The sequence below is a fragment of the Dactylosporangium cerinum genome, assembly GCF_042653625.1.
GTDB classification, from domain to species: Bacteria; Actinomycetota; Actinomycetes; order Mycobacteriales; family Micromonosporaceae; genus Dactylosporangium; species Dactylosporangium cerinum.
Genome location: NZ_JBHSIU010000016.1, coordinates 2,261 through 14,550, shown reverse-complemented (window position 1 = coordinate 14,550; position 12,290 = coordinate 2,261). Strand labels below are relative to the sequence as shown.

The following is a 12,290-nucleotide window of genomic DNA, read 5'->3' as shown; positions in this document are numbered from 1 at the left end:
ACCCCAACCCAGCACCGTCGAAGATCACCTCCAACAACGGACGATCCAACAACGGATCCAGATACCCACACACCTCCTCCAACGCCCGGGCGAACACCGGGAACGTCTCCCACAACTGCCGACCCATCCCAACCCGCTGCGAACCCTGACCCGAAAACACCACCGCACACTTCGCCGGACCCGAACCAACACCACTCACCGCGCTGGGCCCGGCCTCACCACGCGCCAGGGCACCCAACCCGTCCAGGAACCCGTCCCGATCCCCAGCCACGACAACGGCCCGATGCTCGAACACCGCCCGCGACCCCGCCAGCGAAAACCCCACATCACTCAACCCAGGCTCAGCCCCGTCGAGCAGCATGGCCCGCAACCGCTCAGCCTGACCAGCCAACGCCGCGGCACTACGACCCGACAACACCCACGGCACCACCGGTAACGACACAGACCCCTGCTCGCCTGCCACAGCGGCTTCGGGGGCCTGCTCCAGAATCACGTGAGCGTTGGTGCCACTGATCCCGAACGACGACACACCAACTCGACGCGGCCCCTCGGACTCCGGCCACGACCGGGACTCCGTCAACAGCTCCACCGCACCGGACGACCAGTCCACATGCGGGGTCGGCTCATCAACATGCAACGTCTGCGGCAACACCCCGGCCCGCATCGCCATCACCATCTTGATCACACCGGCCACACCGGCCGCGGCCTGGGTATGACCGATGTTCGACTTCAACGACCCCAGATACAACGGCTCCCGGTCGGCGCGCTCCTGCCCGTACACCTCCAGCAGTGCCTGCGCCTCAATCGGGTCACCCAACACCGTCCCGGTGCCATGCGCTTCGACCGCATCCACTTCACCAGCCGACAGACGCGCATTTGCTAGGGCCTGCCGGATCACCCGCTGCTGGGAGGGGCCGTTCGGCGCGGTCAAACCATTGCTCGCACCGTCCTGATTCACCGCACTACCCCGGATCACCGCGAGGACCTGATGGCCGTTGCGTCGGGCGTCGGACAGCCGCTCGAGCACCAGCATCCCGGAGCCCTCGGCCCACGCGGTGCCGTTCGCGGCGGCGCTGAACGCCTTGCACCGGCCGTCGGCCGAGAGGCCGCCCTGGGCGCTGAACTCGACGAACATGCCCGGGGTGGACATCACGGCTGCGCCGCCGGCCAGGGCCAGACTGCACTCTCCCTGGTTCAGGGCGCGGCTGGCCAGGTGCACGGCTACCAGTGACGACGAGCAGGCGGTGTCAACCGTGACCGCCGGTCCCTCCAGGCCATAGAAGTAGGAGATCCGGCCGGAGGCGACGCTGGCGGTACGCCCGGTCAGCAGGTAGCCCTCGACACCTGCTGTCGCCTCGTGAAGCTGCGGCCCGTAGTCCTGAGCCGTCAGCCCGATGAACACGCCTACCTGCTCGCCGCGCAGGGACGCGGGCCGGATGCCGGCCCGCTCGAGGGCCTCCCACGAGTTCTCCAACAGCAGTCGCTGCTGCGGGTCCATGGCGGTCGCTTCCCTCGGGTTGATGCCGAAGAAGTCCGCGTCGAACTGGTCGGCCTCGTGCAGGAACCCGCCGCGCCCGGTGAGGGACGTCCCGGGCTGTTGCGATGCCGGGTCATACAGCGCCGCCAGGTCCCATCCCCGGTTCACCGGGAAGTCCGATGTGGCGTCGGTACCGTGGGCGACCACGTCCCACAGGTCCTCGGGTGAACGGATTCCGCCCGGGAAGCGGCAACTCATCGCCACGACCGCGATCGGCTCGTCGAGTCGCGCGGTCGTGGCGACGGCCGGGCCGGCCACCTCGGGATTGAGCAGCGCGCTCCGCAGGAAGGCGGCCAGCTCGGCGGGCGTGGGGTAGTTGAACAGCAGACTCGACTGCAGCGAGAGCCCGGTGGCGGTCGAGAGCTGCTCGCTCAGTTCGACGGAGCTCATCGAGTCGAAGCCGAGGTCCTTGAAGTTGCTTTCCGGGTCGACGGCGCTCGGGCCGATGTGGCCGAGCACGATCGCCGCGCTGGTCCGGACCATGTCGAGCAACACGTGCTCCTGCTGCGCGTCGGTCAGGCCGGCGAGCCTGCCCGCGAGCGACGTCGGCACGTGGTCGTCGGTCTCCTCAGTCTGCCTGCCGCCTTGCTCGTCGCGGGCGTCGTCGTCGCCTGTCCCGGATGGGGCGACGGTCCGGTCGTTCACCCAGTACGACTTGCGCTGGAACGCGTAGGTGGGCAGGTCAACCGGCCGAGCGTCGGGGCCGAGGACCGAACGCCAGTCCACCTCCGTCCCGGCCAGGTGCAGGCCGGCCAGCGACGACATGGCCGCGTCCTCCTCGTCCCCTCGCCGCATCGCGGACAGGAACGCGAGGTTCCGGACGCCGGACAGCACCTCCCGCGCTGCCGCGCTCAGCGCCGAGCCCGGCCCGAGCTCGAGGAATGTGGACGTTCCTTCGGCGTGCAGGGCGGCCACCGCATCAGCGAATCGGACTGGCCGGCTGACATGGTCGACCCAGTACTCCGGGGAGCGCAGTTCGTCGTCACTGGCGAGGCGTCCCAGCACCGTGGAGACGATCGGTATCCGCGGCCGGTGGAGGGTCAGGGTCTCGACGACCTCGCGGAAGCTGTCCAGCATGGGCTCCATCAGCGGTGAATGGAACGCGTGGCTGACCTGGAGCTTCGTGGTCCTGCGCCCGAGCGCGGCGATCTGCGCGGCCACGGATTCGACCGTTGCGGCGGTACCCGACACGACGACGGCGCGGGCTCCGTTGACTGCGGCGACTCCCGCGTCGGGTCGGCCGGCCAGCAGGGTCAGCACCTCGTGCTCGGTAGCCTCCAACGCGATCATCGCGCCGCCGGCCGGTAGCTCCTGCATGAGCCGGCCCCGGGCCGTGATCAGGGTGGCGGCGTCGGCCAACGACAGCACGCCGGCGACGTGCGCCGCGGCCACCTCGCCGATCGAGTGGCCGCCCAGCAGGTTCGGTCGTAGCCCCCAGTTCTCGAACATCCGGTAGGCGGACACCTCGATGGCGAACATGGCCGGCTGGGTGTACTGCGTCTGGGCCAGCTGTTCCGCGTCCGGAGCATCGGGATCGACCCACAGGATTTCGCGCAGCGGACGGGGGAGCCGTGGGTCTATTTCCGCGCAGACCGCGTCGAAGGAGCGGGCAAAGGTCTCCGACGCCTCGTACAGCAGCCGTCCCATGCCGATCTGCTGCGCCCCCTGGCCGGGAAACAGGCATGCGACCGCACCGTCGGAGGCCGGGGACTGCAGCATGCCCGCGTTCCGACCGGCGGCGATCGCGTCCAGCCCGGCGGTGAGGCTGTCGATGTCCCGCCCGGTACACGCCGCACCGAAGCGGAATGCGGAGCGGGTGGTGGCCAGCGAGTGTGCGATGTCCGCCGGGTCGAGGTCGGGGTGCTCGAGGACGTGGCGGAGGAGGTGCTGTGCCTGGGTTCGCAGCGCCTGGGGCGTCTTCGCCGAGAGCACCCAGGGTACGACCCGAGACGGTCGCGCGTCGTTGTCCGTGCCGCTGGAGGGCTGGTCGGCCGGCTCAGCCGGACGGGGTGGCTCCGCGACGATGACGTGGCAGTTCGTGCCGCCCATGCCGAACGAGCTGACCCCTGCGACCAGCGTGCGGTCGGCGTCGGGCCAGCGGCCGAGCGTGCGCTGTACCTGAATGCCGAGGTCGTCCAGGGGGATGTCCGGGTTGGGGGTGTCGTAGTTCAGGCTGGGCGGGATTTCGCGGTGGGCGATGCTCAGCGCCACCTTGAGCAGGCCGACGATTCCCGCGGCGCCCTCGAGGTGGCCGACGTTGGTCTTGGCCGAGCCGACCAGCAACGGCGAGCCGGCCGCCCGGGACTTCCCGAACGCGGCGCCGAGGGCAGCCGCCTCCACTGGGTCGCCGACGCGGGTGGCGGTACCGTGCAGCTCCACGTACTGCACGTCGCCCGGATCGACGGCCGCGCGCTCGCAGGCCAGGCGCACCACCTTCGCCTGCGCCGGCGCGCTGGGCACGGTCAGGCCGGCGGTCGAGCCGTCGTTGTTCACCGCGCTGCCGGCCAGGACGCAGTAGATGCGGTCGCCGGCGGCCCTGGCGCTCGACAGCGGCTTCAGCACCACGACGCCGCTGCCTTCGCCTCGCACGTACCCGTTGGCCCGCGCGTCGAAGGTGAAGCAGCGACCGTCGGGGGACAGCCCGCCGAACCTGATCGTGCCCACGGTGCTTTCCGCCAGGATGTTCAGGTTCACGCCGCCGACGATGGCGGCGGTCGACTCACCGGAGCGGAGACTCTCGCACGCCATGTGCACGGCGACCAGCGAAGAGGACTGTCCGGTGTCGACGGTCAGGCTGGGGCCGTGCACGCCGAGCACGTACGAGACCCGGTTGGCGATGATGCTGCGATGCGATCCGGTGACCGCGTACTGGCCGACGGATTCGATGCCGTTCCTGTGCACCAGGGTCGCGTAGTCGTCCCAGATGGCGCCGATGAAGACGCCCGTATCGGTGTCGCGCAGGTCCGCGGGCACGATTCTCGCGTCCTCGAGTGCCTCCCAGCTCAACTCGAGCACCAGTCGCTGCTGGGGATCCATCATGGCGGCTTCGCGGGGAGCGATGCCGAAGAAGCCGGGGTCGAACTCGTCGACCCGGTCGAGGAACCCGCCACGACGGTACGGGAGCGTGACGCCTTCCCAACGGCCCTCCGGCGCCTCGGTGATGGCATCCGCACCTTCGCGCAACAGCTGCCAGAACTGTCCGGGGTTGGCGGCGCCCGGAAGGCGGCACGCCATCCCCACGACGGCAATGGGCTCCCCGGGAATGGGGGTCGGTTGATGCGTGAAAGGTTCCGGCAGCTTCATGGTCGATCCCTCGGGTCTGATTCGGTGTCGGCTCGAACTGCGCTGGCTACGGTGCGTTCATGAGCAGATCACCGGCAACACGTTCGGCGTCCGGATGAAGTAGGACTCCCGCAGGGAAATGTCCTCGGGCGGAGCAGCGAGCCGAAGGCCCGGCAGCTTTCGAAGGATGGTCTCCAGGGAAATCGCCACCTGGCGACGGGAGAGTTCCGCGCCCGGGCAGTAGTGCGGCCCCAGCCCGAAGGCGATGTGCCGGCCGTTCGGTCCTTCGAATCGCGCGGTGTTCGGCGGGTCGAAATGGTCGGGGTCGCGGTCCGCAGCCGCGATCGACAACAGGACGATGTCCCCGGCCTCGATCGTCACCCCGGCGACGTCCATCGCCTCGACGGCGTAGCGCGGCGTCGCCGAGTGATTCGAGCTGTACAGTCGCAGGAATTCTTCAACGGCCTGCGGTATCAGCTCCATGTTGCCGCGCAGGAGCTCCATCTTCGCGGGATCCGAAAGCAGCGCGAGAACGCATGAGCCGATCGCCCGTGCCGACGGGTCGTAGCCGCCGAGCAGGACCATGAACCCCATTCCGAGCAGCTCTTCGGTGCTCAGCGGCGCTCCGCCCCCGTCCGGCGTGGCCAGCCATTCGGACCAGATGTCGTCGCCGGGGTTCACCCGCTTCTCGGCCATCAGCGCCATGAAGAGCTGATGAAGCTGCGCACCGCCCTGCTGCATCTGCACGGGGTCCAGGCTCAGGAGCTGGTCGCCCCAGGTCCGCAGTTCGTGGCGATCCTTCTCCGGAATGCCCAGCACCTCGGCGATGCCCGTGATGGGCAGCGGCGCCGCGAACTCCACCATGAAGTCCACCACGGTCCCGCGCTTGAAGTCGTCGGCCAGGCGTGTCGCCACCTCCTGGATGCGGGGAGTCATCGCGTCCACCCGATCACCACGGAACGCTTTGTTCATGTGCTTCCGCAGTCGGGTGTGTGAGGGCGGGTCCTGGCACAGCACGGAACTGGTCAGCGGTGGAGGGGCCGGAAACGCGTAGTGTGTGCCGTCGGCGTCCGTGCGACGTCGAACCAGCCGGCGGTCTCCGATCAGGCGCCGCACCTCGGCGTAGCCCGTCACGAACCAGGCGGGCACGCCTTCCGGTGTCTTCACCTTGTGAATGGGGCCGATTTTGTGCAGCCGCTCATACGTGCCGTACTGGTCGACCAAGAAGGCAGTGTTGATGCCCTCTGATGACGCGAAGATCTCGCTGGCCATATCTCCTCCAGATCATCAACGGAACTCCGCCAACCATCCGTCCACCAACGCGGACAGCTCGGACACGTGCTCTTTCATCATGCTGAAATGGTTTCCCGGCGCGCGGCGGACGGCGCTCGAGTGTCGCCAGTCCGCGTACGTCGGAGTGGTCCCGACCACCATCGGCTCGGTCGCCTGCACCAGCAGCGTCGGAATCGCGCTTCCCGCCGGTTCCCAGTCGGCCAGCAGACTCGCGTACGCACTCATCGCGAGCAACCGGCCGTCATCGACCGTCGATACGCTTCCCGACGGGCTCAGCATGTAATCGATCACCTGGTCGGCGATGCCCGGCTGGCCGCGGTAGACGGTGTAGGTGTCGATCAGAACGGTTGCCGTCGGCGGGTTCTCGGCACCCGCTAGATGCTGCGCCACCGCATAGGCCAACGCTCCTCCGGTGGAATGCCCGACCAGCGCGTAGCTCGTGTCGGGCAGGCGCGTCTGAACCGCCTCCGAGATGGACTGGATCAAGGCGTCGAAGGTCGCCGGCAACGGCCCGGTCCCGTCCGAACCGGGCAGTGCCAGCGCCACTACGTCCCGGTCGCCTGCGAACGACTTGGCAAGGCGCATGTATTCGTGCGGGCCTGAGGTCGCCAGAATCGACGGTATGCAAATCAACGTCGGAGCAGCGTCACCGCGTGCCAGCTGCACCACGTCCAGCTCCCAGCCGGGGCTCTGACGGTTCTCGAACTTCGGCACGAAAGCCACCAGTCCTGCCAGCTGCTCCAGAAACTGGCGTGTCTCGTTCGACTGAGCGGCTTGCCGGAAAAGCGTTCCAAGTGTTGTCGATGGCGATCCTTCCGAAGGATCTCCTGGAGCGTCCTGAGGGACCTCCGTCAGGAGCTCTCTGAGGTAGGCGGCCAGCGCGGTGGGGTTCGGGTGGTCGAACACCAGCGTCGTCGGTAGCCGTAGCCCGGTGATGGTTCCGAGCCGGTTGCGCAGTTCGACGGCGGTCAGTGAGTCGAACCCGGCCTCGGTGAACGCCCGGTCCGGGTCCACCGCGGTGGGGCTGGCGTGGCCCAGCGCTGCGGCGATCTCGCCGCGGAGCACGTCCAGGACCACCGCTTGCTGCTCCGATGCGGGTATCCCGGTCAGCCGGCGGGTCAGGACCGATCCACCCGCAGATGCGGTGGCCGTCTGGACCCGGTGTGCCGGACGCCGGACCAGCGCGCGCAGCAGCGCCGGGACGGGGCCGGTCGCGGCCGACCGCATGGATGTGACACCCAGGAGTGCCGGGACCAGGTTCGCCGGTGCGGACAGCCCGGCCAGCACGGTGGTGTCGAACAGTTCCAGGCCCTGTTCCGCGGTCAGCGCTGTCACGCCAGAGCGGTTCATCCGGGCCAGGTCGGTGTCGCTGAGATGACCGGTCATCCCGCTGGCCTGTTCCCACAACCCCCACGCCAACGACACCCCAGGCAACCCCGCCGCCCGACGGGCGTGCGCCAACCCGTCCAGGAACGTGTTCGCCGCGGCGTAGTTCCCCTGACCAGCAGACCCAAGCGTCCCCGCCACCGAGGAGAACAACACAAACGCCGACAGGTTCATGCCCTGGGTCAGCTCGTGCAGGTGCCACGCCCCGTCAGCCTTCGGGCGCAGTACCGCATCGATCCGCTGCGGGGTCAGCGCCGAGACCACCCCGTCGTCCAACACCCCGGCGGAATGCACCACCGCCGTCAACGGCCGCTCCCGCACCACCTCGGCCAGCAACGCCGCGACCGCGTCCCGGTCGGCGACGTCACACGCCACGACCCGCACGTGCGCACCCAACCCGGACAGCTCCTGCTGCAGCTGCGCCGCACCCGGTGCATCAAGACCGCGGCGGCTGGTCAGCACCAGATGCCGCACCCCATGTCGGAGCACCAGATGCCGGGCCACCAACGCCCCAACACCCCCGGTCCCGCCGGTCACCAACACCGACCCAGCACCGAAACCAGCGCTGACATCCGTGTCGTGCTGGGGCACCAGTCCGGTCCGCACCAGCCGGGGAACGACGGCGTCACCGTCACGGATCGCCAACTGCGGCTCATCCCCACCCAACAGCGCCGGCAACACCCGCCACGACGCCGGACAGCCATCCACATCCACCAACACGATCCGGTCCGGATGCTCCGACTGCGCCGCACGCACCAAACCCCACACCGACGCCAGCACCACATCAACACCATCACCGGCGTTGACGGCGACCGCGTCCCGGGTCAGGACCACCAACCGGGCCGCGCCCCACCGGTCATCAGCCAGCCACGACTGCACCAACTCCAACGCCCAACCCGTCACCGCCCGCACCTGCTCGCCGACCTCACCGTCGGCAGGCACCGGGATGTCCGCGGCCAGCACCAGATCCGGCACCGGAGCGCCAGCGGCGACCGCCTGCCGCAACCCGGCCAGATCCGGGTACTGCCGTACCTCGGCTCCCACCGACCGGAGTCCGGCAGCCAGGTCCGACCCGTCGACGCCGAGCACCGCCCACCGGGCCGATGCCGACACCGACCCGACACCGGTCGGCGCCACCCAATCGACCTGGAACAGACGGTCACCAAACACATCGGCGGCAGCATGCAACTGTTCGACGGCAACCGGGCGGGCCACCAACGACCCCACCACCGCCACCGGCACCCCGGCCGCGTCGGCCGCTTCCAGCGACAGCCCGTCATCGCCTGTCCGGGTCAGCCGCACCCGCAGCACCCCGGCACCGGCAGCGAACAACGACACCCCCGACCACGCGAACGGCAGCCGCAACCCACCGTCACCACCGAGCAGACCGGCATCGAGCAGGGCCGGGTGCAGCGCCGCGTCCAGCAGGGCCGGGTGCATCCCGAACAGGCCGGCCTCCTGCGCAGCCGGCTCCGGCAGGACAACCTCGGCGAACACCTCCCCGTCACGACGCCACACGGCCTGCAAACCCTGGAACACCGGCCCGTAGCCGAACCCGGTCTCAGTCAACCGCGGATACAGGCCGTCGATGTCCACTGCCACCGCACCCTGTGGAGGCCAGACGGTCAGATCAAACGACGGCGCCGGCATCGTCGGGGACAGCACACCGGTGGCGTGCCGCACCCACACCTCGCCGGTGTCCTCACCGTGCTCGGGGCGGGAGTAGATGTTGACCGGTCGCCGACCCGACTCCTGCGGTCCACCGACCCACACCTGCACCTGCACCGCACCGTCACCGGAGAGCACCAGCGGCGCGGTCAGCGTCAACTCCTCCAACACGCCACAACCGGCCCGTTGTCCCGCACATACCGCCAGTTCCACAAACCCGGTCCCAGGGAACAACACCGCATCAGCCATCATGTGATCGGCCAGCCAGGGATGCGTACGCACCGACACCCTGCCGGTCCACAACATCCCCTCCCCCTCGGCCAACGCCGTCACCGCCGCCAGCAACGGATGCCCGGCCACGTCCAGCCCAGCCGCCGCGACATCCCCGGCCCCGGCAGGCAACGTCGCCGCCTGCAACCAGAACCGCTCCCGCTGAAACGCATACGTCGGCAACTCGACCGGGGCAGCGGGGATCCCGGCGAACACCGCCGGCCAGTGCACCTCCACCCCAGCCGTGAACGCCTGAGCCAGCGCCAGCAGCAACGACTCGACCTCCGCATCGTCCCGACGCAACCCGGCCACGGACACCGCCCGCTGCCCCGCCGCCTCCGGCAGGCCGTTGTCGTGGTCCGGCAGGTTGTCCTGGACCATCGCGGTCAACGCGGCGCCCGGACCCAGCTCCACGAACGCCCGCACACCCTGCTCATACAGGTGCCGGACCGCGTCACCGAACCGCACCGCCTCACGTACATGCCGCGCCCAGTACTGCGGCGTACACAACTCATCCCCAGCCAGCGTCCCCGTCAGGCTCGACACCACGGCCACGTGCGGCGCGTGGAACGACAGACCCCGCACGACCCGTTCGAGCTCGGCCAGCATCGGCTCCATCAACACCGAATGGGACGCATGCGACACCCGCAGCCGACGCGTCCGGCGGCCCATCGACGCCAACCTGTCCGCCAACTCCAGCACCGGCGCCTCAACCCCGGAGATCACCACTGCGGCCGGGCCGTTCACCGCGGCGATCTCGACCCCGGCACCCAACAGCGGCAGCACCTCCGCCTCGGCTGCCTGCACCGCCACCATCGCCCCACCAGCGGGCAATGCCTGCATCAACCGGCCCCGCGCAGCGATCAGCGCGCACGCGTCCGGCAACGACAACACCCCGGCCACATGCGCCGCCGCGATCTCGCCCGCCGAGTGACCCACCACGAAGTCAGCCCGCACCCCCCACGACTCGAACAGCCGGAACAACGCGACCTCCACCGCGAACACCGCCGGCTGCCCAAACCCCATCTCGTCCAACAACTCCAACCCGGCGCTCTCGAAGATCACCTCCAGCAGCGGACGGTCCAGCAACGGGTCCAGGTGCCCACATGCCTCCTCCAATGCCCGGGCGAAGACCGGGAACGTCTCCCACAGCTCCCGGCCCATCCCGACCCGCTGCGAACCCTGACCCGGAAACACCACCGCACTCTTCGCCGGGCTCGAGGCGACACCGCTGACCGTGTTGACCGCACCCTCACCCCGAGCCAGGGCGCCCAGCCCGTCCAGGAACCCGTCCCGATCCCCGGCCACGACGACAGCCCGATGCTCGAACACCGCCCGCGACCCCGCCAGCGAGGACCCGACATCACTCAACCCAAGCCCGGACCCGTCCAGGAGCAATGCCTGCAACCGCTCAGCCTGACCAGCCAACGCCACGGCACTACGCCCAGACAACACCCACGGCACCACCGGCAACGACACAGAACTCTGCTCGCCGGCCACAGCGGCTTCGGGGGCCTGTTCCAGGATCACGTGGGCGTTGGTGCCGCTGATCCCGAACGACGACACCCCAGCCCGACGCGGCCGCCCGAACTCCGGCCAGGACCGGCCCTCGGTCAACAGCTCCACCGCGCCGGAGGACCAGTCCACGTGCGGGGTCGGCTCGTCGACGTGCAACGTCTGCGGCAGCACCCCGGCCCGCATCGCCATGACCATCTTGATGACCCCGGCCACCCCGGCTGCGGCTTGCGTGTGACCGATGTTCGACTTCAACGACCCCAGATACAACGGCTCCCGGTCGGCGCGCTCCTGCCCGTACACCTCCAGCAGTGCCTGCGCCTCGATCGGGTCACCCAACACCGTCCCGGTGCCGTGCGCTTCGACCACGTCCACCTCAACCGGCGACAGGCGCGCATTCGCCAACGCCTGCCGGATCACCCGCTGCTGCGCCGGACCGTTCGGTGCGGTCAAACCGTTGCTCGCACCGTCCTGGTTCACCGCGGTACCGCGCACCACCGCGAGCACCGGATGGCCGTTGCGCCGAGCGTCGGACAGCCGCTCCACCAGCAGCAACCCGACGCCCTCGCTCCACCCCGTGCCATCCGCAGCCCCAGCGAAAGATTTACAACGCCCATCCGCGGCCAACCCCTGCTGCCGGCTGAACTCCACAAACACGCCCGGTGACGCCATCACGGTCACACCACCGGCCAACGCGAGCGAGCTCTCGCCCTGCCGCAGCGACTGGCAGGCCAGATGCAACGCCACCAGCGACGATGAACACGCCGTGTCGATCGTGACCGCCGGCCCTTCCAGACCGAAGGTGTACGCCAAACGACCCGACACGACACTCCCGGCGATGCCGGTCAGCCGATGCCCTTCAACGTTCTGTCCGTCGGGGCTCGGCCCTTGATCCGACCGCTGGTCGCCGTAACCCTGATAGTTGGTGCCGACGAACACCCCGGTGTCCGTGCCCTTCAGCGAGCCAGGGTCGATGCCCGCCCGTTCGAACGCCTCCCACGCCGTCTCCAGCAGCAGGCGCTGCTGCGGATCCATGGCCAACGCCTCACGCGGGCTGATCCGGAAGAACCCCGCGTCAAAGTCCGCAGCGTCGTACAGGAACCCGCCGTCCCGCACATAACTCGTCCCCGAACGGTCCGGATCCGAGTCATACAGATGCTCCAGATCCCAGCCCCGGTCGGCCGGCCACCCCGAAATCCCCTCACCGCCGGACGCGACGAGATCCCACAACCCCTCCGGGGATCGCACACCCCCCGGCAACCGACACGCCATCCCCACGATCGCAATCGGCTCATCCGTCGACACCCGCGCCACCGCCGCAGTCCCCGCCCCAGCCGTC

General features: G+C 69.3%; 3 protein-coding genes. All 3 read right to left on the bottom strand.

Annotated elements, in window-relative coordinates:
* Positions 1 to 4,771: beta-ketoacyl synthase N-terminal-like domain-containing protein (locus ACFPIJ_RS15485; protein ID WP_380115614.1), on the bottom strand; the 4,771-nt coding region annotated here is incomplete at its 3' end.
* Between the two features lie 126 nt (positions 4,772 to 4,897).
* The gene (locus ACFPIJ_RS15480; RefSeq protein ID WP_380115612.1) at positions 4,898 to 6,091 is read right to left on the bottom strand and encodes a cytochrome P450 family protein; all 1,194 of its coding nucleotides are present in this window, start codon (positions 6,089 to 6,091) and stop codon (positions 4,898 to 4,900) included.
* Positions 6,092 to 6,106: 15 nt separating this feature from the next.
* Positions 6,107 to 12,256, bottom strand: coding sequence for a type I polyketide synthase (locus ACFPIJ_RS15475; RefSeq protein WP_380115611.1), 6,150 nt, complete (start codon positions 12,254 to 12,256; stop codon positions 6,107 to 6,109).
* Positions 12,257 to 12,290: the final 34 nt, after the last annotated feature.

Coding starts and splice junctions, on each gene's coding strand:
- ACFPIJ_RS15480 (WP_380115612.1), bottom strand. CDS start 6,091: ATGGCCAGCGAGATCTTCGCGTCATCAGAGGGCATCAACACTGCCTTC.